The following is a 23,466-nucleotide window of genomic DNA, read 5'->3' as shown; positions in this document are numbered from 1 at the left end:
CATAAAAACCGCACTTGGTGACAAATAATGCATAACCGCATCCGCCATCTGGACCTGGCCAGAGGCATTGGCATTCTGCTGATCGTACTTGGGCACAACCGGATTTTTGATCTGATTAACCCTGTCGGGCACCACATCCTGCACTCCATCAACATGCCCATGTTTTTTCTGATGTCAGGCGTGTTTTTCAAAGCCAGCACTTCCATTTCATCGCTGGCCCTGCAAAAGCTCGACGGCGTGCTCAAACCTGTTTTTGTCACGCTGTTGCTGGTGGCGCCATTGCAGCCTTTGTTATCGCACGCGCCATTTGCCCAATTTGTTGCCGGGTCGTTGTATGCCACCGGCGGCACCTTGCGCTGGACGCCGCTCTGGTTTTTGCCGCATCTGTTTCTGGTTTTCATGGCGGGCCGTATTTACCTGGAAGTAGCTAAGCGCTGGCAAATCTCAAGGCGGATGTCACTACTGATTGGCCTGTGCTGCATTACCAGCACCTATTTCATGTTCCAGACCATGCGCTCGGTGCCGGTGCCCATTCCATATCTGGCCTACGGCAATGCCGGGCAAATTCTGGGCGACCTGGGCCTGCCGTTCAGCGCCGATCTGCTGTTGATTACCGTGCCGATCTTTCTGATGGGGCACGCGCTGAAAGAGCAGATCAGTACCTTTGAACCTCGGGTGCTTTACGCCCTTGCCGCTTTGGCCGTATTCGGGCTGATGCATTATCTGGGCGATGGTGAACTCAATCTGAGCAAGCGCCTGTTTGAAGACTTTCTGTTCAATGTCGGGCAGACCCTGTGCGGCGTGTATCTGGTGCTATCGGTCTCGGTCTGGACTTCCCGCTATTTGCCCGGCCTGCGTTGGCTATTGCTGCAAGCGGCATCAGCCAGCCTGTTTATCTTGCTGTTTCATGATTACCTGCAGCGGCGCAGTTTCCGCTTTTTTGAGGAGCACGGATTGTCGATGGTCGCGGCTGGCATGCTGGCGTACCTGTCGGCCATCATCTTGCCCACGTTGTTTTATCAGATCGTGGTGCGCGTGCGCTGGCTGGCCGTGCTCTGGCTTCCGGTCAAACGCGTGCAGCGCAATCGTGCGCTCAACCCGGTCACGGGGACAGACCAGCGCGGCAGCGTAGCGCCCTGATTCACCAACTCGTCTGGCATGACGCCCGCTTGCGTTATAATCGCCCATTCGATTGTTCAAGACGGACAGCCTGATCCCATGAAGCGCAAGATACTGATTACCTCCGCCCTGCCCTATGCCAATGGTCCGCTGCACCTTGGCCATATGCTGGAACATATCCAGACCGATATCTGGGCGCGGTTTCAGAAGATGCGGGGCCATGAATGCCATGCTGTCTGTGCAGATGACACCCACGGCACGCCGATCATGCTGCGCGCGCAGGCTGAAGGCATTACACCAGAACAACTGATCGCCTCTGCCAAAGAAGCGCACGAGAAAGACTTTCACGGCTTTCTGGTGAACTACGACAATTACGGCAGCACGCACTCGGACGAAAACCGCGAGTTCTCCTACCGTATTTACAAATCACTGCGCGCCAACGACAAGATCGCCCAGCGCACCATCAGCCAGTTATACGATCCGCAGAAAAACATGTTTCTGCCGGACCGCTTTGTCAAAGGCGAGTGCCCCAAGTGCCACGCCAAAGATCAGTACGGCGATAACTGTGAAGTCTGCGGCACCACGTATTCGCCAACAGACCTGATCAACCCGTACTCGGCGATTTCCGGCGCGACGCCAGAACTGCGTGATTCCGAGCATTACTTCTTCAAGCTGGGTGATTGCGAAACCTTCTTGCGCAACTGGACGTCCGGCAACGTGGCGGTCAACGGTCAGGAACGCGCACGCCTGCAAGAAGGCGCGGCCAACAAACTGCAAGAGTGGTTTGATGCGGGACTGAACGATTGGGACATCAGCCGCGATGCACCGTATTTCGGCTTTGAAATCCCCGATGCGCCGGGCAAGTATTTCTACGTTTGGCTGGATGCGCCAGTCGGCTATATGGCCAGCCACAAGCAATTGTGTAATCGCCTCGGCCTGGATTTCGACAGCTACTGGAACAAAGACTCTGACGCCGAGTTGTATCACCACATCGGCAAAGACATCCTCTACTTCCACGCCCTGTTCTGGCCCGCCATGCTGGAATTCGCCGGTTATCGCACGCCGACCGGCATCAATGCGCACGGCTTCTTGACCGTCGATGGCCAGAAAATGTCCAAGAGCCGCGGCACGTTCATTACCGCCGAATCGTATCTGCGCCACCTGAGCCCGGAATGGCTGCGTTATTACTTTGCCGCCAAACTCAACAGCGCCATTGAAGATATCGATCTGAATCTGGAAGACTTTGTTGCGCGTGTAAACAGTGATTTGATCGGCAAGTACATCAACATTGCCAGCCGCGCCGCCGGTTTCATCACCAAGCGTTTTGACGGCAAACTGGCAGTTGACCTGGGCGACAGCGGCCCGTTAGCAAAACTGCAAAATGCTTCGGCCGGAATTGCCGGTTTGTGGGAAGCGCGCGAATACAGCCGTGCCATCCGCGAAATTATGGCACTGACCGATGAAGTGAATCAGTGGGTCGACGCCCACAAGCCATGGGAAATCGCCAAGCAGGAAGGCCAGGATGCCGAGCTGCAACGCGTTTGCTCGGTGCTGATCAATGCCTTCCGCATTCTGAGCGTGTACCTCAAGCCGGTACTGCCAAAGCTGGCTGCCGATGTGGAAGCGTTCCTCAATATCGCCCCGCTGACCTGGCAAGATGCCGACACCCTGCTCACCGGCCATACCATCAACGTGTATCAACACCTGATGCAACGTGTAGACCCCAAGAACATTGAAGCCATGATCGAAGAAAACAAACAAAGCCTGGCCCCGACCGCCAATGTCGCTGAAGCCGCCAAGCCGGATTACGAAATCCCGGAAATCGAGCCGATTATCAACATTGATGACTTCAGCAAGATCGACCTGCGCATCGCCAAAATCGTCAACGCGCAGCATGTGGAAGGCGCAGAAAAGCTGCTGCAACTGACGCTGGATATCGGCCAGGAACAAACCCGCAACGTATTCGCCGGGATCAAGTCCGCCTACAAACCCGAAGACCTGATTGGTCGTCACACCGTGATGGTCGCCAACCTGGCGCCACGCAAGATGAAGTTTGGTTTGTCCGAAGGTATGGTTCTGGCCGCTGGTGGTGATGGCGGTTTGTACATTCTGACGCCGGATCTTGGCGCCAAGCCAGGTATGCGGGTGAAGTGATCAAGCGATCAAGTGATTTGATGCTTGTAATGATAAACGCCGCTTTGAGAGCGGCGTTTATCATTACTCATCATTATTTCCGTAGCCCGGATGAAGCGAAGCGGGAATCCGGGAATGCGACGCGTAACAGAACCAACCCGCATCGCCAACCCGAATTCCCGGCCTGTGGCCTTCATCCGGGCTACGGTTCTTACGAAAAAAAAAAGCCGCTGAATGCGGCGTTTTTTATTGGCTGTCATGGTTCGCTTCCACCGCCACCCGGATTATCGCCATCGACCAATACCGCGCGCGCAGCTGCCACAATCTGCCGCGTCAGCGACTCCAGCCGCGGTGACTGCACTTTCCAGGCATGCCAGTACAAAGGCACGTCCACCGGGCTATCCGGGGCCAGATCAATCAACTCGCCATGCTCCAGCAACTGGCCAAATTGCTGCTCCGGCACCATGCCGTAACCCAGTCCTAGCCGGATCGCGGCAAAGTACGAGTCATGCGCCGGAATGTAATGACTGGGATAAACGTCGCGCGTCAAGCCGAAGCGCTTTTCCAGAAACACCGCCTGCAACGCATCTTTGCGGTTAAACACCATCACCGGTGCGTGGCGAGCAGCTGCGCGAGTGAAGCCTTGCGCAAACCAGCGCTGATAAAAGCCCGGCGACGCAATCATGCGGTAACGCATATTGCCCAGAAACAGCGCCTGGCAGCCGCGCAATGGCTGGGCTTCGGTGGTCACGCAACCCGTTGCCAGGCCAGATTCCAGTAGCGCGAAGGTGTGATCCTGGTCTTCCATCGTCACATCCAGCAACACGTTCTCGGCCAATAACAGCGGTGCCACGGCGGGCACAAACCAGGTGCCGAGCGTATCGGCGTTGATGGCCAGTTTGACCACAAACGGAGCGGATTGGTTGTCTGCCAATTCGGCCGCAAACTCCTGATCCAGCATGGCGGTGCGGCGCAGGTATTGCAGCAGCCGCTGCCCTTGCGGCGTGGCGCGGCAGGGACGGCTGCGCACTACCAGCGGGCTGCCCAGGCTGGTTTCCAGCGCACGAATGCGCTGCGATACCGCCGACTGGGTAATGTGCAGCCGGCTTGCGGCCAGATCAAAACTGCCGGTCTCAATAACGGCCAGCAAGGCATCGGTTTGGCGGTGATCCAGGTTCATCACTTTTCCAGCCACTATTAGAGAAAATAATGTTATCTGAAAAATATTAATACAGCTTCATAAAACCCGCCAGACCGCCGACAATCGCTCTCATTCAACGACGTGATCAGGGGCAATACCAATGTTTTTCTCGGCATGGTTAAAAGGCATAGGCCTGGGCGCCAGTCTGATCATGGCTATTGGTGGGCAGAACGCTCACGTACTGCGCATGGGTTTGTCGCGCCAACATATCGGCATCACCGTGCTGGTTTGCATCGTGGGCGACGTGCTGCTGATTGCCGCCGGTGTGGCTGGCATGGGCGCGTTGATTGAACAGAGCCCGGCGCTGATGACAGTGGCCCGCTGGGCAGGTGTCGCATTCCTGACCTGGTACGGTCTTCGGGCATGGCGAGCGGCGTTTTCAACCGGCGCGTTACACGCCGAAAAAGGCGTTCCCACCATTTCCTGGCAGCAAGCCGCGCTCACCGTCATGGCGCTGACCTGGCTTAATCCGCATGTTTATCTGGATACAGTGGTGTTACTAGGCTCGATTGCCAGCCAGCAAACACCCCTGGCGCAGCCGTGGTTTGCTTTAGGTGCCATGACTGCTTCCCTACTGTGGTTTCTGGGGCTGGGCTATGGCGCACGCTTGTTGTCACCGGTCTTTGCCTCAGCGCGCGCCTGGCGCATCCTGGATGGCTTGATCGGCTGCATGATGCTGGGTTTGGCAGTGTCGCTGGCGTGGGTGTGAGTCGCGTTTTGGAGTGAATGCAAAAACACTAGACCAATCGTCTTGGAATTGACTGATCGCGTCCCCAGATTAGATGTTCGTCTGCCCCGCCGGAAAGAACATGAAAACACTGGAAAACACGCCGATCTCGGTACTCGATCTCTCCCCGATCGTCGCGGGCTCTACGCCCACCCAAGCCTTGGCCAACACCCTGGATCTGGCCCAACATGCCGATCGCTGGGGCTTCAATCGTTACTGGCTGGCAGAACATCATGGTATGCGCGGTATCGCCAGCGCGGCCACCTCGGTGGTGATTGGCCACGTCGCTGGCGGCACCAAACGCATCCGCGTTGGCTCTGGCGGCATCATGTTGCCCAACCATGCGCCGCTGGTGATCGCCGAGCAGTTCGGCACGCTGGAATCACTCTACCCCGGCCGGATTGATCTGGGTTTGGGCCGGGCACCCGGCACCGACCAAGCCACCATGCGTGCGCTGCGCCGTGATTCGGGTGCCGATGGCGATCAGTTTCCGCAGATGCTCGAAGAATTGCGTGCCTATTTCCGGCCCGACCTGCACGGCGGCAGCAACGGTATTCATGCCGTGCCCGGCGAAGGGCTGGACGTGCCAATCTGGTTATTGGGCTCCAGTGGTTTCAGCGCGCAATTGGCTGGTTATCTGGGCTTGCCGTTTGCTTTTGCCGGGCAATTCGCGCCGCGTAATATGAAAGCGGCGTTTGATTTATATCGCCATACTTTCCGCCCTTCCCGCGTGCTGGAACAACCTTATGCCATGGCCGGAATTAACGTCATTGCGGCCGATACCGACGAACACGCGCAATTTCTGGCAACCTCGGCACAACGGCGTTTTGTCGGCATGATTCGCGGCAATCCGGGCCCGCTTGAGCCTCCAGTGGAAAGCATGGATGGATATTGGGAACCGCATGAACGTGCAGCGGTGCAAGCGCAATTGGGCGCATCCATTATTGGCAGCCCGGTCACAGTACGGGCAAAGCTGCGCGAATTTTTGCAAGAATTCGGCGTGGATGAAATCATGGCGAATGCGGCGGTTTCTGATCACGCCGAGCGCTTGCACTCGTATGAAATTGTTTCGCAAGTATGCGAATTGCCACGGTCGCTTTAACTTGAAATAGCGGTGATAAACGCATTTGGTCAAACAAAAAAGCCAGTCCCCACAGGACTGGCTTTTTTAGCATTAACGCAGCTCGGTATTACATTGCCGATGCAGCAGATGCCTTGTGATGATGCTTGGTGGTACGTTTTTGTTGGACTTTAGCTGGGCTGACTTCGCTGGCAGCTGCGCCGCCAACGGCGGATTCAGCGGAAGCTACACCAGTGGTAACAATAAATGCAAAAGCCATCAACATTGCGGTAAGCAACTTCATCTCGGTTCTCTCCTTTCTGTTTGCACGGGAAAATTTGTCATATAAATGCAACTGCACGTTCACCTTAGAAGATCACACGGCGAATTCAAAAGAAATCATGTTGCGAGTTGTAAAAAAATGCAACGAATCAGCAATAACGTTGCGAATTGCACAATACAAATCAATTTTCTGCGTGCAGCAGCGGCCCTTGGCGCATTCCGCTATCAGAAATGATCCAACTCCGTTTTTGCCCCAAATTGATCAAGATACTTGATCGGCTGACCGTTCAAAACGCCGGTCTGGAATCAGCCAGACTACCGCGACTACGGTATACAAAATGCAGGCAATGGCGCCATGCACAAACGCCAGACCAACACCCAGTGCATACAACACCACAGATATCCTGCCCTTCACATCACTGCCTAACGATTGCGCCAGTAAAGATTGCCGCCCGTGGTGAGCAACCAGCACGCGGGTAAGAATGAAATAGGCAATTGCCGACCCCAACAACACCACGCCGTAGAGCGCAGCTGGCCATGACATCAGGCCGTTTTCGCCCAGCCAGGCCGTGGTAACGGGAATCAGCGACAACCAGAACAGCAAATGCAAGTTGGCCCAGAGCACACCGCCGCTGACCGCCGTTACCGCATGAAACAGGTGATGATGGTTGTTCCAGTAAATACCGACGTAGATAAAACTCAGGATATAACTCAACAGCACCGGCCACATTTCCAGCAATGCGTGCGGATCGGTCCCGTGCGGCACTTTAAGCTCCAGCACCATGATGGTAATGATGATGGCCAACACGCCATCACTAAACGCTTCCAGCCTGCCCTTCCCCATTGACTAGCTTCCCCGACTGTTTGTTGTGTCAAACCCGGCCACTTTGGCCCGAGCCTACAGCGTAAAACATGACATGGACATTGGCGAGGCCGACGCGCAACCACAGTACCGGCTTGCGTATCGGGCCGCTTTCGACCACCCTCATATCACGTGCAGACTGATCAGACTCTGGAGAGCACAGATGGCAAATTACGACGTTGACCTGTTTGTCATTGGCGGGGGTTCCGGCGGCGTGCGGGCGGCGCGGGTTGCGGCCAGCCACGGCGCCAGGGTAGCGATTGCCGAGCAAGCCAATTTTGGCGGCACCTGCGTCAATCGCGGTTGCGTTCCCAAAAAGCTGCTGGTTTATGCCAGCCGCTTCCCGGATCAGTTTCGCGCCAGCCGCGCCTACGGTTGGCAGCAGCAAGATGCCCAATTTGACTGGGCCAGCCTGATCACCCACAAAGACACGGAGATTTCGCGGCTGGAAGCCATTTACCAGCGCAACCTGGTTAATTCCGGCGTGGTCATCCATGCCGAGCAAGCCACCTTTGAAGACGCAAACACCCTGCGCCTGGCGACCAGTGGCCAACGCGTTACCGCACGCTACAGCCTGATTGCCACCGGCGGCTATCCACATCGGGCGGTTTTTCCTGGCAGTGAATTGGCGATTACCTCGGATGAAGCCTTTCACTTGCCAGAGCTACCCGGCCGGGTGCTGATCGTTGGCGGTGGTTATATCGCGGTGGAATTTGCCGGCATCTTTGCCGGATTGGGTGTGCAGACCTCGATCATGATTCGCGGACAGCAATTGCTTAGGGGGTTTGATGAAGACCTGGCGCGACTGCTCGCCGAGCACCAAACCCGGCGCGGCATTGCTTTGCATACCGAGCAGTTCATCCGCCAAATCGAGCAAACCGCCGATGGTCTGCGCGTAAGCAGCAGCACCGGCGCCACTTATACGGTGGATACGGTCATGCTTTGTACCGGGCGCAAACCCAATACGCGCGCGCTGGGGCTGGAACAAGCTGGCGTTGCGGTGGATGACAAGGGCGCCATCCAAGTGGATGCCCACTCCCGCACCAACATTCCATCCATTTACGCGGTGGGGGATGTCACTGACCGGCTGAATCTGACGCCAGTGGCCATTCGCGAAGGGCAGGCTTTTGCCGATCAATTGTTTGGGCAAATCACCCCGCTCGAACTGGATTACGAACTGGTCCCCACTGCGGTGTTTTCCACTCCCGAGCTGGGCACGGTCGGCCTCACCGAAGCCCAGGCGCGCGAGCGTTTCCCGGATATCCGCGTGCTGCAAACGCGTTTCCGGGCGATGACGCAGGCTTTCGCCGGATCAGAAGATCAAGTGCTGATGAAAGTGTTGATCGACAATCCGACCGACCGGGTACTGGGCGTGCATTTGCTGGGCGAAGGTGTAGCCGAGATGGCGCAGTTGATTGGCGTAGCGCTTACTGCCAGTGCCCGCTGGCAGGATTTTCGCCGGACTGTGGCGTTACATCCTTCCATTGCCGAAGAACTGGTCACGTTACGCGGCTAAGCCACCGGCTTCGAGAATGTCCTCGGCAAAAAACTGCCCCGGACGCAAGTCGCAGCCGGGGCAGTTTGCAGCCAAAACGCTGACAAGTGCGTTCCGGATCACATATCCAGCACGATGCGGTAACGCGCTTTGCCATCACGCAAATGCTGGATGGCGTCGTTAATGCGGGCGACCGGAAAGTGCTCGACCATCGGCCCGATGCCGTGCCGGGCGCAAAATGCCAGCATGTCGGCGATCACCGCAGGCGAACCGGTGGGGGACCCGGAGACATCCATCTGCTTGAGCAGCAAGGTAAACACCGTCAACGGCACAGGCTCGGGCACCGCGCCGACAAAATGCAGCCGACCTTTTGGCGCCAGCGTGTTAATGATCGCATCCCAGTCCAGTTTGACGTTGGCGGTCACCAGCAAGAAATCCAGCGAACCTGCCGCCGCAGCCAGCGAGGCGCTATCGGTACTGGTTACCACCCGATGGGCGCCTAGCTCGCGGGCTTCATCGTGTTTGCGCGCCGACGAGGTAAACGCTGTGACCTCGCAGCCCCAAGCGCTCATGAAGCGGATCGCCATGTGGCCCAATCCGCCAATGCCGATCACGCCCACGCGCTGGGTAGGTTTGACGTTATGCACGACCAGCGGTGCAAACACGGTAATGCCGCCGCAAAACAACGGCCCCGCTACCGCCGGATCAACCCCGTCAGGCAATGGAATAGCCCACGCCCAATGCGCGCGGATACGATCCGCAAAGGCGCCATGCCGCCCCAGAATGGTGGGTTGTACCTCGGCGCATAAATGCTGGTCGCCACCGATACACGAATGACAGTGCATGCAGCTGCCGCGATTCCAGCCCACACCCACTGTCTGCCCCAGCTTCAGCCCTTTGGCCTGCGCGCCCATGCGCACCACTCGGCCAACCGCTTCATGCCCTGGCACAAACGGGTATGTGGTCATGCCCCATTCGTTATCCAGCATCGACAAATCCGAGTGACAAATGCCGCAATAATCAATTTCGACCTCAACGTCTTCGTCGCCCAGCGGGCCGTCGTTAAAGTCAAACGGCTCTAACGGCGTGTGAGGCGCCTTTGCTGCCCAACCGTGAATCGTATCGCTCGTGCTCATACCTTCGCTCCCGGGATGCGTGTGAACAAATAGATCAAGAGCCACTGTAGGCACGCGCGTGCGCTTTTATCCAGGCATGTTGCCTGGCCATCAGGTCGAAAGGCGTTATTGGTGCCACGCGGGAAGAGGATTTTTGCGATTTTTGCCTGGCGGAGCTGCTTTTTTATGCGTTGTTTATACGGCCTTTCATACAGTGATCTCAGCCAGTCCACCGCTCCACAAGGCGTGACCGGATCATCTGCATTGCAAAGGAAAACACCATGTTCTCTCTGGCCGATTTATGCCCGCCATCCAGTATTTTGCTAGACGTACCCGCCCAGACGCCGCACTCGTTATTTGAACAGGCGGCCTGTTTTGCTGAGCGCCATTTCGGGCTGCCAGCGGCGCAAGTGCTTCAGAAATTGCTCGACCGTGAACGCATTGGCCCTACCGGTCTCGGCCGCGGCATCGCCATTCCCCACGCCCGCGTTGAAGGGCTGGAACGTCCGGCACTGATCTTCATCCGCCCGGTATTGCCGGTCGATGGCGAAACGCCAGATGGCAAAGGCTTGAGCGAATTCTTCTTTTTGCTGATGCCGGCCAAAGCAACCCAACACCATTTGCAGGCACTGGCCGACCTTGCCGCCGCGCTACACCAGCGCGATTTTCGCCAGGCATTGCGAGCTGCGCATACCCAAACGGCAATTCACCGCTTGCTGGCCACCGCGCCGCTGCACCTGAATGCCCACACCCGCTCGTTAACGGAGCTTGAATCATGAGCATGCTGCGCCACTTCAGTAATCCCACAGTGCATACGCCGCCAGTACCAGAGCGCGCATTTGAAGAGCCAGACAGTCGGGCAGGCAAAATCGATAACCTTCCCGGCACGGGATACTGGTTGTTGCGGACCAGCCATTATTTTGAGGATTGCGCGGTGACCTTTGGCACTGACTTCTTCGTTCATCGCAAACAGATCGTGCGTTTCTAGCCAGCCCTCGGCCAGATCAACCCATCTGGTCGGCCTACCTTTCGGCCCGATCTGCACAAAGCTCGCACAATGTTTTGCTATCGTGAATATTGGATCTGCGCCCTAATGCGCTCTTTCCAGCCCATCAGCAGGTCGTTTTGTTCGCGTAATGAACGAGAAACGACCAAAAGCATGCAGTTTGTATGGGAATGATCAAAATAATCACATAAGGCGGAACCACTACCACGGGGCGCTTGTCTGTTTGCCTGCCCCAATCCAGATTCACACAGCGAGCACCATGAACCAACGCAGCGCACTTTCATTCATATCCGCAAAAAACGCGGGCTTCACGCTGATCGAAATAATGGTCACGGTAGCTATCGTGGCCATTCTGGCCGCCATTGCCCTGCCCAGCTATCGCAATTACATCGTGAAGAGTCATGTGAAGGGTGCGGGCGCCGATCTGGTTGCGCTGGCGTTGATTATGGAAAACCAGCATCAGGTGAACTTGAGCTACCCGGCTACGTCCAGCGATGTCACCACATCATCTAGCTTCCCCGGATTTAGCCCCGCCGAGAAGATCATGTTTACTTACTCGGTGCAAACTCCGGCACCTTCGGGCTCCCCCGCTCCAGCTTATTTGCTGACCGCCACAGGTAAAGCCGGGCAAATGACCAGTGGATGCACGCTCAAGCTGGATAGCACCAATGCCCGGCAGATCTCGGCTGGCTCAGGAACCGGAACCTCAGCCTGCGGTGGCCTGACGATGTGGTAACGGGCCATGTATAAACAAAGGAACGCCGGTTTCACGCTAATTGAATTCATCATCACCATTGCGGTGATGATGGTGCTGTTACTGCAGGGTGTGCCATTAACGATGCAATGGGTAGGCTCCTCCAACATCCGGTCTGGCACTACGTTGTTCAACCAAGGTGTTGCCAGAGCCAAATCACGGGCGTTGCGCAATGGCAGTGCCGTCACGGCCAGCAATCCAGCCGCTTACCTGGTATTGAATAACAACACGGTGTGCGCCCAGGACGCCGCAACCGCCAGCGGCCTCAATTGCACCAACGCGGTGTGGACCGGCAAATTGCCCAATGCCACCACGGCCATCTTGAACGGCGCGGCGGCGCAATGCGTGGCGTATAACGATTCCGGCCTGCCCGTTGCTGCCACTTTGGGGAGTACGCAATGCGGTACTGCTGCCACTTTCATCGTCACCAGCATGGGAGTTAGCAGTGATACCACTGCCGTGCTTAACTAGGCCGCCACAGCCATTGTCGCAACGTCTGCTACGCCAGCGTGGCACCAGCTTGTTTGAAGGTTTGATCGCCATGCTGCTGATGGGCATTGTCGGGGTGGGCATGACCTATGTGCTGTCGCGCTCTGCCTTGAGCCAGACCACCGTTAACGCCCAGAACATTGTGGTGAATCAGGTGCGCGCCCAGTTGCAAAGCAGCACCACTGGCTTGAGTGCACTTTGCAATGGTGTGACTCCTGCCCCGATCGCCTTGAATGCCAGCAACACCGTATCTGCCACAACGGCCAGCAATTGCACCATGGTTCAGGCGACGGTGAGTGTTGCCGGGGGCACTGCCAAAACCGTGTTTGTGCCGCAGGTGGCGATCACCGCCAGCGCGCCAAGTGATGGCTCGTTGCTGGGCGGTTCGCTTGTCATTACCAACAATGGTTCGCAATGAAAAAAAATGCTCATCTCGGCTCCGGACAACGAGGCTTCACGCTAGTCAGTCTGATGGTTGGCCTGGTGATATCCATGCTGGTCATCCTGGCCATGCTGTCGCTGTTTCGGGTGGTGCTGCATTTTACGTTTGATCAAAGCAGCGGCATGCAGCCCACCGCCGCACAAGATCGACAGGCCACCACCGGTTTGTTGACCGTGCAAAACCAGCTGCAAAGCGCGGGGTTCGGGATTGCCAGCGCGGCCAGCAATACCAACTTTGCTGTGGTCAGCGGTGCTGCCCTGGCTAGCACCAATAAGGTGACCGGCACTGCGGTGACCCTGCCGACTACGGCAACCACCTACGCCAATGCCATTTTTTGGGAAAGCAACCCCACGCAAGCCGCAGCCAGTACTGCCTGGACTTGCCAGGGACTCATCAGCAATAGCTCAGACAACTCAGTCTCTTTATTACAGGCGGCAGGCAGTTGCAACCCGGTTTCCACCCAGTGGAGCAGCAAAGTCTGGACGGTTACCCCGCTGATTGGGGCCAATATCTTGCCAGCAATTAACGCAGCACCGCCGGTGCCGCCCAATCTGACTTTCCAGGCCAGCACAGGCACCGGTGCCTGCTGGCCGTATGGCGCAGAAGTGAACACGGCCAGCCTGCCCGCCTCTGCAGCCAGTGCTGTTTCCGGGCTTACCAGCAGCCAGACCCATACGGCCGGTTTGTCGATCCGGATTAACTGGACGACCAATAGCGGCAGTAACTCCTGGACCACTTGCTTGCCGAACTTCTCCACATGAGAACCTTCAACTTCCCTTCTTCTTTCTCACAGCCCAGTACCCGCGGCCAACGTGGCCTAGCGGCCATTTTGCTGGTGTTGCTGGTGGGCTTGTCGTTGTCCGCCGCCGTGCTGGGCACCATGTATTACATCCGCAGCGAACAAGACAGCATGGTCACGGCGCACGGCGCCACCCAGGCGCAGATGAAAGCATGGAATGGCGTCGAGGCTTTTCGGCAATATCTGTATCAAATCGGACTGACCGGCACGACCAGTCTGGCTGCGGGTAACGCGATCACCTTGGGTGGCGTCACTGGCGTCGCGGGCTCGGTGGTCAGTCTGAACTCGGCCACCGGCAATGGCTGCGTTTCCTCGGCGGCGTCCGGCTCAACCCAAGGCACCTTGGTCACGGCCAACTTTACCGGCAGCAGCGGCGGCGCCACGTCAACCGTGCAGGCGGTGTATTGCGTCACCGGTTCGACCACCTCAAGCAATCCTGGCAATACCAACGCCATCAATTTCAATCATGACGTGAACCTGGGTGGCAGCATCACCATTAACTCCAGCACCACCACTGCGCAAAACGCCGTCATCAACGTACAGGGTGCGTTCAATGCGGGCAGTCTGTCGCTAACGGGCTTGAAGGCGATCAATGCCACCGGCAATGTCACGCTGGGCAGCAACTCCTCGGTAAATGTCATTTCTTCGAATGGCAATGTCACGTTGAGCGGCAGTGCCAGTGCTTTGACGATCAACGCAATGGGCAATGTGGTGCTGACTGGCGCAGCCTATGCAGGTGCGATTAACGCCAACGGAACCGTCAGTGCCCAGAGCACCAACAACGGCGCTATTGTGGCGATTGGCGATGTCACGCTGGGCGGCGCGACATCGGTCAAAACCAAAGGCAGCGTGACCATGGACTACAGCACGGTCGGCACGCTGTACGCGCAAAAAAACCTGACGGTGACCAGCAGCGGCAGTGTCGGCAGCGGCATTATTGGTGGCGCGCTGTCCAAACCCAGCTGGAACAACAACGTCAATGTCACGCAGCAAACCGGTTACACGGTGGCCATCACGCCGCTGACCGCCCTGACCCTGACCACGCAAACGGTGGATGCCTACCAATTGCAATCGCTGGCCAATTACGTTTTTGATGTGGATAGCAGCGGCTATCGCAAAGTCACCGTTGCCAATGTGAATGGCATCGCCAACGGTACGTATTATCTGGGCAATTACGATGGCAGCCACCAGGATTATCTCTGTACCGCGTTAGCCACCGGCTCAAGTGCCAGTAACTCGACTTGCCAGACACCAGCTGTTGGCTCCGCTGTGACCATTTGCCAGGGCTATTCGACCAGCAATAGCTGCTTTGCCTATAGCACCAGTAACAGCACATGGTCGATTAACGGCACCAGCATGGCGCAAGGGGTGACCTGGTTTCACGGCAATCTGGCGCTGGGCAATGGCAATTACTACAACACCTTTATTGCCACCGGCAACATCGCCACCAGTGGCAGTTTTCAGGTCTATGCGCCGAGCTACGCCGGTTATAACGGTTCAGTCTCTGGCACCAATTACACGCCGACCGGCATCTGCGTGAATTCATTTTTTCCGGCGCGCTACCCCACCAACCTGTGCACGCCGACGAGCAATCCCACCAGTTATGTTTATACCGCCAACCCGGCAGCGAATTACGCCCTGCTGGCTGGGGGCGCGGTCAATGGCATCTATTCTGGCGGGAACATCAGCCTCGGCTCGTCCAACACCATTTACGGCAGCGTTCTGGCAGGCAACCAACTCACTACCGGCGGCAGTACGGTGGTGAATGGCTATGTCACCGCCGCTGGTAATGGTTCCAGTGTGACCAACAGCCTGGGCGGCAGTACCACCATCAACCTGACCGCATTACCACCTGCCTACCAGCCCGGCGCCGGCTTGCCAAGTACCGGCGGCGGCGCATCGACCTCGACCAACAACGTGCAGGTGTTCTGGAGTCGCTATCTGTAGTTCTCCGCCAAACTAGTCCCACCAGTTCGCGGATGGCCGCATTGCTGAATCAAACGCGAAGATACGGACTATCTGCACTTTTACTGGCGGGCTTAAAACCACGACAATCACCGGACCGATCGTAATGACGGCCCGGTTTTTTTATCGTAATTTATGCGTCCCCTTTTAAGGTGTTCTCATGGCGCTCAGTCCTGCCGTTGCCCGCGACCCATATCATTCCCGCCAGATCAGCTGCCAAGGCTATCTACGCCAGGACGGCTTGTGGGATATCGAAGCCGCCATCACCGACACCAAAGGTTATCCCGTGTCGTTTTACGATGGCCGCAACCTGCCTGAGGGTGAAGCGCTGCATGAAATGCAGGTACGGCTCACGCTCAACAGCCAATACGAAATTGTTGCTGCCGAGGCCAGTACCGAGCATTCGCCCTATCTCATTTGCCCAGAGATTGCTGCCTCATATCAGCAACTGGTCGGCATCAAGATCGGGCCGGGATTTAACCGCAAAATCCGCGAATTATTCAAAGGGCGAGCGGGCTGTACACACATCACCGAATTGCTGGGCCCGATGGCCACGGTGGGGTTTCAGACCATCTCCTCCGGCTTGCGCAAACGGGAAACAGCGCAGCCCGCCGTGGGCGAGCGCACCGGCGAACAATCTCGTTTGCTGGGCAGGTTGATTGACTCGTGCCACGGCTGGCGTAGCGATGGCGATCCGGTGCGGGTGCAGTTTCCGGAGCTTTACACGGGCGATACTGCAACAGATAGCTGAAAACGCTGCGGCTACTTAGCACCCAGCGCGTCATTCCCATTGCTTGCCCGCAGTTTGACTTGATTATTCATGCCTTCGAGCGCACGCCAACGGCCCCGCCGGCGCTTGATATCCCCGCACGCGCTTGTTATCTGCATCTCTTTGCGGCGGGCATTGATGATGCAGTGCACAAAACAAACTTGAAAATTGTCAATTGCATGCAAGACTGATCCCAATGGCATGAATTCAGGTGAAAGTAGCACCACTCACCGAATTCACCCTTGCTACGGCTGCCGCCCCCGGCTTTGGAGATCGTATTGAATAACTTTGTCAGGACCATACTTCGGCATGGCCTGTTTCCGGCGTTCCTGCTGGCTTATGCCGCGTTCATCATTGTGAAGGGCCCGCTGGCCACCAATGACGGCCCGGTTCATTTGTCGTTTGCCTATTTGCTAAGCCACTACGGCTCGCCTGAGTGGCCACTACAGTCGCAGATGTTTGTGCTCGCCAATACTTTGCAACCCAATATGGCGGTCTACGCCATTTTGCGCACGCTGTTGCTGGTTTTTTCGCCTGATCTTGCCGAAGCGTGTTTGCAGGCGCTCTGCCTCATTACCCCGGCGCTGGCTGCGCGCTATGCATTGCGGCAGATCAACCCGGCCAATACGTGGCTGGCCTGGTTTGTCTTGCCGCTGACGGCAAACCGTTTGTTTTATCTTGGCTTATATAACTTCCTGTTCTCGGTTGCGGGCTTCTTTCTGGTCATTGGCTTGTACGTGCGCTTGCGGACAAAACCCAGCCTCCCATTAGCCGTGGCCTTGGGCTGCGCTTTGGTGGTGACGCTTTTGTCGCACGCGGCCGGGTTTCTGATGGCGTTGCTGGCCATTGGGGTGCTGTCGGGACTGCAATTTTTTGCTGACTTGCGCGCCGGCCAGTCCTGGCGGCAACTTGGTGCCACCTATGGCCGACTGATTGTGGGCTTGTGCATTCCGCTGCCGCTGGTGATCTGGTTTTTCTTGCAGCAGCACGGCGCACAAACCTTGTACGGCATTCCGCTGCACGAGCGCGTAGATAGCCTGATGCGAGCCAAGTTGTTCCGCATACAGACTGGCGACGAGCGCGTGGTGTCCTGCACGCTGGTATTTTTGCAGGTGGCGACGGCCCTTGGATTAATGGTCGGTCTGTGGCGAAAACGCGCTGTGCGCTGGCGTTTGAAGCTGGCCTGGTTTGCGGCATTAACCGTGTTTATCCTGTTTTTTGCCTTCAGCCTGCTCGTCCCGGATATCTCGGGCGGCGGTTGGTCGCATTTCATGCGCGCGGCACTTTTTCCGCTGCTGTGGGCGGTGTTGTGTGCGGCATTTTTTGCTTTCCGGCGCTGGCAACGGGTCGGTTTATCGCTGCTGGCTCTGGCCTTGCTATTGATCCAGTTCCACGCCACCAACAAACTTCAGGCCAGCCTGCAACCGCCCATGAACGCCTTGCAGGAGATCGATCATTTAATCGGGGCACACTGCACCGTGTTGCCGGTGCTGGAATCGTCGGTCAGTTACGACCAGAACGGCGTGCGTTACCCATGGAATTACGACCCATTGTTTCAGGCGACAAACCGGCTGGAGTTATCGCAAGATCGCGTGGTGCTGTTCAATTTTCTGGCGCGGCTCAAGGTGTATCCGGTGCATTTCCGGCCAGGATATGACACGCAGGATTTGATCTTCCATTGGCAGCCAGGACAGCCGCAGGTCGCGATCCAACGACTGGATGTGCCACGTTTTGAACAGCAAACCGGTTTGCCTGTGGATTATGTGGTGATCTGGGGCAAACCGACGGACACGGATGCCGTCGCCCCACAGGACCTGGCCCGCGCCTTGAATAACGCCACGCTGATTTATGAATCGCCGGACAAGCTCACACGCTTATATCAGCGTGTTTCGCAAAAACAAGGAATGTGCAGCAGCGCCCCGCGACACGCCCAGTTCGCCATGCATCTGGCCACGCCTTGATTGGGGATGGCCAGAGCCATACGCGGCCGCCCAGTTTTGCAGCCGCGCATGGCAATCCGTTTTAGCTGACCAGATCCAGATGCGTATGCTGGCTGATTTGGGCAAAGCCGATCCGCTGATACACGCTGTTGCTGATCGGATTGGCCAGATCGGTATACAAAAATACATCCCGAATGCCGCTGGCTTGCAAGTGCGCTGAAGCCGCAGCCACCATTGCTCCAGCATAGCCGCGACCCCGCTGCTCGGGCGTCGTGTAGACCGGGCCGATGCGGGCCAGCGGTGCATGGGGAGAAGTCACGCAAAACGCGGCAGCCTGGTGATCAACCTCCCAGATCCAGACCATGGGCGGATTCGTCTGCAACCACCCCGCCACTCTGCCGAGCGCACCCGCCGCAGTTTCAGACATGTCGCACTCTTCGCAAAATGCCAGGAACCACCGTGCCAGCAAGGCTTCATCGGCATCGGTGGCAGCCCGCAAATAACCGGCCGCGCCGGTGCTCACAGGTTCAGTCATCAAGCGATGGTTACCCAGTGCTACCCGTGGCTCGAACTCTCCCCAGACCGCGGCAAAAGACTCGGCGTAACCCTGCGGCCCGATGACATCAGTCAAAAGCACATCGTCGTCACGCAGGGCGGAACGCAAGCAATCGATTGCGTCATGATCCAGATCGGTCATGAACAGCGTCCGGATAGGTATCACGCCGCTGACCAAAGCGGCGCCCAAGGTCTGCCCGGTACGTTTGAGCAGATAAAAATGAACCTGCCGTTCGGCGCACAAGGCGGGCGTTATACGCAGCGCCATGGTGTAAAGCTGATTGTGGGTCCAGTACTGTTCGCCCAGCCACGCGGTCAGCGCTGCGGCAAAAGTATGGGGGTCGGAATGGCGTTCGATATGCGTCATGCGATCCTCTCTGGCTTTGGGGGATAAGCCCGAGGACTTGGCGAACAGCGTTGCCCGGCGTGTCAACCCGCGCGAACTAAAGACCGCGTGACATCAGGATCAAATCGGCGGGATAGCCCGGTAATTCACGCCTGGATTGTTCGACAAACCCTTGGGCTGTCCAAAATACCAATCCTGGCTGGTTATTGGCAACCACACCCAGGCGGATTTCCTGGCAGCCCCAGCCGCGCGCCAAGTGATCAATATGCTGGAGCGCCTGTTTACCCAGCCCCTGGCGTTGCCAGTTTTCGGCAAACAACAGTAGGCCGATAAAGGCACAGTGCTTTTCCGGATAGCCGCGAATCACATCGGCGCAACCTGCAATCTGTTGATCGAGGTAATAACCGAAGACAAACTTGTCGGGGTAATCGATGTCCGGCGGCAAGGCTTCCAGCGCCTGCTCGGCGGCATCGGGCTCGGGCAGCTTGCCCTCAACCAGCAGGCTGAATGCGGGCGCGCCGTTGAAGACCGACTGCAGATCGGCAACGGCTGTAGGGTCATCGCGGGATAAACGCTGTGCTTGCAGACTAGACATCTTGTTATCCCCCAACCCGCCGAACATATGCGCGTGACAGAGGGCGGGTTACACCCGCCCTACGCCATCATGCCAGCGCGGGTGCCGCGCCCATCCAGCCTTGCGGGATCGAATTCAGCAATTTGCGCGTGTAGCTTTCTTTGGGCTCGCGGTAGATCGCATCCGAATCGCCTTGTTCGACCACTTCGCCCTTGTTCATCACCAGCACCTGGTCGGAGATATGCTTCACCACCGCCAGATCGTGCGAGATAAACAGGTACGACAGCTTGTACTCATCCTGCAAGTCTTGCAGCAGGTTCAGCACTTGCGCCTGCACGGAGACATCCAGCGCCGATACCGATTCATCACAAATCAGCACTTCCGGTTTCATGGTCAGGCAGCGGGCGATGGCGATGCGCTGGCGTTGACCGCCAGAGAACTCATGCGGGTAGCGCAGCAGCGCACGAGCTGGCAGACCCACGCGATCCAGCAGTTCTTGCGCCATTTTCCGGCGCTCTGCGCCATTGGCGCCAAGGCCATGCAGCATCATCGGCTCGGTGAGAATCTGCTCCACGGTAAAGCGCGGATTGAGCGAAGCGTATGGATTCTGGAAAATGATCTGGATACGGCGCTTGTAGGCGTGGAACTCTTTGTTGGACATCGCCAGCAAGTCTTTGCCTTCAAACAACGCCTTGCCGGCGGTAGCCTGATGCAAGCGCACCAGCGTCAAACCGACGGTGGTTTTGCCCGAACCAGATTCACCGACGATGCCCAGCGTCTTGCCGCGTGCCAGCTTGAAAGACACCTCTTTCACCGCGTGGAATTGCTTCTTGCCGAACAAGCCTTCGCGAATATCAAACGATTTGGACAAACCCTGCACGTCCAGCACGATTTCGTCATTTGCCTGATAACCGCGTACGCGTTCAGCCGGGGCCACGTAACCGCCGGGCTTCATGAAGTCGTCAATTACCGGCAAGCGTTGCGGGCGATGATCCAGTTGCGGACGGCACGCCAGCAGCGCCTTGGTATAAGCGTCTTGCGGCGCTTCAAAAATCTGCTGCACCAGGCCTGCTTCACGAATCTCGCCGTGACGCATCACGATCACTTCATCGGCAAACTCGCCCACCAGACCCAGATCATGGGTGATGAACAACACGGACATGCCGTGTTTCTTTTGCAGCGCAGCCAGCAGTTCCAGAATCTGCTTCTGAATGGTCACATCCAGCGCGGTGGTTGGCTCATCGGCAATCAGCAGCTTGGGTTCGCAAGCAATGGCGATGGCGATCATCACCCGTTGTTGTTGGCCGCCAGACAGCTCATGCGGATAGGCTTTGATCTTCTTTTCCGGGTCTGGCAGGCCGACCTCAATCAGCAACGCCAGCGCCCGCTTCCACGCCGCGCTGCGCGACAAATGCGCATGCAGCATCAGCGTTTCAACAATCTGGTCACCCACCGTGAATACCGGGTTGAGCGAGCTCATCGGCTCCTGGAAGATCATCGCCACATCTTTACCGCGCAAACGGCGCAGTTCGGCATGTGAGATGCCCAGCAAATTGCGGCCTTCAAACATGATCTGGCTTTCGGGGTCGATCACCGTCTGCATGGCGGGCAGCAACTGCATGATCGCCATTGACGTCACCGACTTGCCGGAGCCCGACTCCCCCACCAGCGCCACGGTGCGGTTTTTCGGGATATCAAAACTCACGCTTTTGAGCGCGTGAAAATGTTCAGCGTCTTCTTGCTTGAAACGCACATTCAAATTGCGGATCGACAGCAGGTTTTCTTGGTTGCTCATGATGTCGGTCCTGGTTATTTGTTGGCTTTGGGATCAAACGCGTCGCGCAAACCGTCAATCAGCAAGCTGAATGCGGTCACCAGCAAAGACATGGCGATGGTCACCGCCACCATTTGCCACCAGACACCCTGCACCAGCTCCGCCGGAGCCTCGGCCAGCATGGAACCCAGACTCACTTGCGTAACGCCGACGCCAAAACCCAGGAATGACAGAATTGCTTCGTATTTAATCAGCGCCACGGTCAGCAGCGAGAACTGCACCAGCAACAGATGCGAGATATTGGGCAGGATATGCACAAAGATACGGCGGGCATCGCTGGCACCAATCGCGCTAGCCGCTTGTACAAACTCGCGGTTCTTCAGTTTGAGATATTCAGCACGCACCAGACGATATGTTCCGGTCCAGCTGGTCAATGCCATAACAATAATGATGGTCTTGATGCCACGCCCGGCCACAGCGGCAAACGACAGCAACAACAGCATGTCTGGCACGCTGGTGAACACGCTGTAGAACCAGTTCAGAAAGTCATCGACCTTGCCACCAAAGTAGCCCGAGAGCGCCCCCAGCACCGTACCCAACAGCAGCGTAAACAGTGCGCCAAAGATCCCCACGAAGACCGAGGTTGATGTGCCCTTGATGGTCTTGACGATCACGTCACGGCCACGCAGGTCGGCACCAAACGGCAGCGCCTCGCGCAAGGGTGTTTCTACCGAGGCGTACTTGCCCATGTTCTGCCGGGCAATCGCCAGCTCCTTGCCAATCGGGTCTTCCGCTTCGGTCATGGTCACGATAGGCGCATTGCTTTTGGCACCCGCGGTGTCTTCCTCAGCCGGTGGCAGCGTTTCTTCTGCGCTTTGCGCCAGCCAGGATGGGGGCGCATAAGGGATAGCCACTTCTTTGCGCCAGCCATCACCAATAATGTTGAACCAGCCGGCGACGGCGACAGCGAGGAACGCGCCGACCACAATCAGCGAGACCATCGCCACACGGTCACGCTTGAGACGGCGCCAGCCCAGCGCCCAGAATCCGCGGTGCACTTCCGGCGAGCTATTTGTGGCCGGAGCAGCCTGTACAGAACTTGTCATGTTGTCTCTCCGCTCACTTGAGTTGCACGCGTGGGTCGATCAGCTTGTAGATCAGATCGGCCAACAGGTTAAAGATCATGGTCGCCAGGGCGATATAGACGGTGATGGCCTTGATGATCGGGAAATCACTATTGTTTACGGCGATCACCACCGCGTTACCCATACCCGGAATGCTGAAGAAGGTCTCCAGCACCAGCGCACCAATCAACATGTATGGCAGCGACATCATGACCGTGGTCACCACCGGAATCAGCGCGTTGCGCAGCACGTGCTTGAGCATGACAACTCGCTCAGACAAGCCCTTGGCGCGGGCGGTACGCACGTAATCGTTACCCAGCTCTTCCACAAAGAACGAGCGATAGAAACGGATATCCGGCCCGAGTGACACCATCAGCCCCATCAACATGGGCAATGGCACGTAGTACACCAGGTTATGCCACGACGAATTGCTCCAGCCCGACACCGGGAACCAGCCAAATTTGTAGGCCAGCCAGTACTGACCGGCAATGATGTACACCAGCGCAGAGACCGACATGGCAATGGTGCAGCAGACGGTCACAATGCGGTCGGTCAGGCCACGGCGGAAATACGCCACGGTGGCCGCCAGCGGAATGGCAATCAACAGGTCAACCACCAGCATCGCACCCGTCAGCAGCAAGGATGGGCCGACGCGCGAGCCGATGATGTCGGATACCGGTTGCTGGGTAGACCAGGAGGTGCCGAAATCCAGCGTCAACACTTGTTTCACAAAGATCAGAAACTGTGCCGCCTGGCTTTTATCCAGCCCCAGTTGTGCGCGGATATTGGCCAGCGATTCAGCAGTAAGGTGCTTGCCTGCCAGCACCAGTGACGGATCACCGCCAAACACGTTAAACAGGACAAACACCAGCAACATCACCCCAAACAGAGTCGGGATCATTTGCAGGACGCGACGGACGATATAAGCGAACATT

24 protein-coding genes are annotated in these 23,466 nt (G+C 57.1%); 14 read left to right on the top strand and 10 right to left on the bottom strand.

Translation table 11 applies throughout. The annotated features are described in order from the left end of the window. Positions 1-27: 27 nt before the first annotated feature. Entirely contained in the window at positions 28-1,140 is a 1,113-nt protein-coding gene (locus P4L78_RS02490; protein ID WP_309326801.1) for an acyltransferase family protein, read from the top strand. A 78-nt stretch (positions 1,141-1,218) separates the two neighbouring features. Continuing rightward, entirely contained in the window at positions 1,219-3,273 is a 2,055-nt protein-coding gene (metG, locus tag P4L78_RS02485; RefSeq protein WP_309326799.1) for a methionine--tRNA ligase, read from the top strand. Between the two features lie 8 nt (positions 3,274-3,281). Here metG and P4L78_RS02480 read toward each other — a convergent pair whose 3' ends face one another. Continuing rightward, a complete protein-coding gene (locus P4L78_RS02480; protein ID WP_309326796.1) occupies positions 3,282-3,512 on the bottom strand; it encodes a hypothetical protein in 231 nt (76 codons plus the stop codon). Next, positions 3,509-4,432, bottom strand: a complete 924-nt coding sequence (locus P4L78_RS02475; RefSeq protein WP_309326794.1) for a LysR family transcriptional regulator ArgP — start codon at positions 4,430-4,432, stop codon at positions 3,509-3,511. Before P4L78_RS02475 ends, P4L78_RS02480 begins: the two co-directional genes overlap by 4 nt. 121 nt (positions 4,433-4,553) lie before the next feature. Here P4L78_RS02475 and P4L78_RS02470 point away from each other — a divergent pair, with 121 nt between their 5' ends. Together P4L78_RS02470 and P4L78_RS02465 are read left to right on the top strand one after the other, a co-directional pair. Further along, a complete protein-coding gene (locus tag P4L78_RS02470; protein WP_309326792.1) occupies positions 4,554-5,162 on the top strand; it encodes a LysE/ArgO family amino acid transporter in 609 nt (202 codons plus the stop codon). Between the two features lie 100 nt (positions 5,163-5,262). Continuing rightward, positions 5,263-6,282 carry an LLM class flavin-dependent oxidoreductase gene (locus tag P4L78_RS02465; protein ID WP_309326790.1) on the top strand — a complete coding sequence of 340 codons (1,020 nt, stop codon included), beginning with the start codon at positions 5,263-5,265 and terminating at the stop codon, positions 6,280-6,282. 88 nt (positions 6,283-6,370) lie between these two features. Here the strand turns inward: P4L78_RS02465 and P4L78_RS02460 are convergent, their stop codons facing one another. Both P4L78_RS02460 and P4L78_RS02455 read right to left on the bottom strand, forming a co-directional pair. Continuing rightward, positions 6,371-6,544, bottom strand: coding sequence for a hypothetical protein (locus tag P4L78_RS02460; RefSeq protein ID WP_283148590.1), 174 nt, complete (start codon positions 6,542-6,544; stop codon positions 6,371-6,373). Between the two features lie 240 nt (positions 6,545-6,784). Beyond that, positions 6,785-7,366: a TMEM175 family protein gene (locus tag P4L78_RS02455; RefSeq protein WP_283148589.1), complete on the bottom strand. Its 582-nt coding sequence runs from the start codon at positions 7,364-7,366 to the stop codon at positions 6,785-6,787. A gap of 181 nt (positions 7,367-7,547) precedes the next feature. On the opposite strand from P4L78_RS02455, the gene gorA reads away from it, so the two are divergent. Further along, positions 7,548-8,900, top strand: coding sequence for a glutathione-disulfide reductase (gorA, locus tag P4L78_RS02450; RefSeq protein ID WP_309326788.1), 1,353 nt, complete (start codon positions 7,548-7,550; stop codon positions 8,898-8,900). A 98-nt stretch (positions 8,901-8,998) separates the two neighbouring features. Here the strand turns inward: gorA and P4L78_RS02445 are convergent, their stop codons facing one another. Next, positions 8,999-10,015, bottom strand: coding sequence for an NAD(P)-dependent alcohol dehydrogenase (locus P4L78_RS02445; RefSeq protein ID WP_283148587.1), 1,017 nt, complete (start codon positions 10,013-10,015; stop codon positions 8,999-9,001). A gap of 260 nt (positions 10,016-10,275) precedes the next feature. Between P4L78_RS02445 and P4L78_RS02440 the strand changes: the two genes are divergently transcribed. From P4L78_RS02440 to P4L78_RS02400, 9 genes are all read left to right on the top strand, one after another. Next, the gene (locus tag P4L78_RS02440; protein ID WP_309326786.1) at positions 10,276-10,773 is read left to right on the top strand and encodes a PTS sugar transporter subunit IIA; all 498 of its coding nucleotides are present in this window, start codon (positions 10,276-10,278) and stop codon (positions 10,771-10,773) included. Then, positions 10,770-10,982: a hypothetical protein gene (locus P4L78_RS02435; protein WP_283148585.1), complete on the top strand. Its 213-nt coding sequence runs from the start codon at positions 10,770-10,772 to the stop codon at positions 10,980-10,982. Before P4L78_RS02440 ends, P4L78_RS02435 begins: the two co-directional genes overlap by 4 nt. Positions 10,983-11,259: 277 nt before the next feature. Further along, positions 11,260-11,736: a type IV pilin protein gene (locus P4L78_RS02430; RefSeq protein ID WP_283148584.1), complete on the top strand. Its 477-nt coding sequence runs from the start codon at positions 11,260-11,262 to the stop codon at positions 11,734-11,736. A 6-nt stretch (positions 11,737-11,742) separates the two neighbouring features. Next, complete coding sequence (locus P4L78_RS02425) at positions 11,743-12,225, top strand: Tfp pilus assembly protein FimT/FimU (protein ID WP_283148583.1); 483 nt, start codon at positions 11,743-11,745, stop codon at positions 12,223-12,225. A gap of 13 nt (positions 12,226-12,238) precedes the next feature. Further along, positions 12,239-12,661 carry a type II secretion system protein J gene (locus P4L78_RS02420; RefSeq protein ID WP_283148582.1) on the top strand — a complete coding sequence of 141 codons (423 nt, stop codon included), beginning with the start codon at positions 12,239-12,241 and terminating at the stop codon, positions 12,659-12,661. Then, the gene (locus P4L78_RS02415) at positions 12,658-13,446 is read left to right on the top strand and encodes a prepilin-type N-terminal cleavage/methylation domain-containing protein (RefSeq protein WP_309326781.1); all 789 of its coding nucleotides are present in this window, start codon (positions 12,658-12,660) and stop codon (positions 13,444-13,446) included. Before P4L78_RS02420 ends, P4L78_RS02415 begins: the two co-directional genes overlap by 4 nt. Continuing rightward, a complete protein-coding gene (locus P4L78_RS02410) occupies positions 13,443-15,431 on the top strand; it encodes a hypothetical protein (RefSeq protein ID WP_309326779.1) in 1,989 nt (662 codons plus the stop codon). Before P4L78_RS02415 ends, P4L78_RS02410 begins: the two co-directional genes overlap by 4 nt. Before the next feature lie 178 nt (positions 15,432-15,609). Beyond that, a complete protein-coding gene (locus tag P4L78_RS02405) occupies positions 15,610-16,200 on the top strand; it encodes a DUF2889 domain-containing protein (RefSeq protein WP_309326777.1) in 591 nt (196 codons plus the stop codon). A gap of 296 nt (positions 16,201-16,496) precedes the next feature. Then, positions 16,497-18,179 (top strand): hypothetical protein, encoded by a 1,683-nt coding sequence (locus tag P4L78_RS02400; RefSeq protein WP_309326775.1) that lies wholly within the window; start codon positions 16,497-16,499, stop codon positions 18,177-18,179. A gap of 61 nt (positions 18,180-18,240) precedes the next feature. Here P4L78_RS02400 and P4L78_RS02395 read toward each other — a convergent pair whose 3' ends face one another. The 5 genes from P4L78_RS02395 to P4L78_RS02375 all read right to left on the bottom strand — a co-directional run bounded on the left by P4L78_RS02395 (position 18,241) and on the right by P4L78_RS02375 (position 23,465). Then, the gene (locus P4L78_RS02395) at positions 18,241-19,080 is read right to left on the bottom strand and encodes a GNAT family N-acetyltransferase (protein ID WP_309326773.1); all 840 of its coding nucleotides are present in this window, start codon (positions 19,078-19,080) and stop codon (positions 18,241-18,243) included. A 76-nt stretch (positions 19,081-19,156) separates the two neighbouring features. Then, a complete protein-coding gene (locus tag P4L78_RS02390) occupies positions 19,157-19,654 on the bottom strand; it encodes a GNAT family N-acetyltransferase (RefSeq protein ID WP_309326771.1) in 498 nt (165 codons plus the stop codon). Between the two features lie 67 nt (positions 19,655-19,721). Then, positions 19,722-21,428 (bottom strand): ABC transporter ATP-binding protein, encoded by a 1,707-nt coding sequence (locus P4L78_RS02385; RefSeq protein ID WP_309326769.1) that lies wholly within the window; start codon positions 21,426-21,428, stop codon positions 19,722-19,724. Positions 21,429-21,442: 14 nt separating this feature from the next. Continuing rightward, the gene (locus P4L78_RS02380) at positions 21,443-22,513 is read right to left on the bottom strand and encodes an ABC transporter permease (protein ID WP_309326767.1); all 1,071 of its coding nucleotides are present in this window, start codon (positions 22,511-22,513) and stop codon (positions 21,443-21,445) included. Between the two features lie 13 nt (positions 22,514-22,526). After that, positions 22,527-23,465 carry an ABC transporter permease gene (locus tag P4L78_RS02375; RefSeq protein WP_283148573.1) on the bottom strand — a complete coding sequence of 313 codons (939 nt, stop codon included), beginning with the start codon at positions 23,463-23,465 and terminating at the stop codon, positions 22,527-22,529. Position 23,466 lies beyond the last annotated feature (1 nt).

It is taken from the genome of Silvimonas sp., assembly GCF_031291215.1.
GTDB classification, from domain to species: domain Bacteria; phylum Pseudomonadota; class Gammaproteobacteria; order Burkholderiales; family Chitinibacteraceae; genus Silvimonas; species Silvimonas soli.
This window is presented reverse-complemented; position numbering and strand designations above follow the sequence as displayed.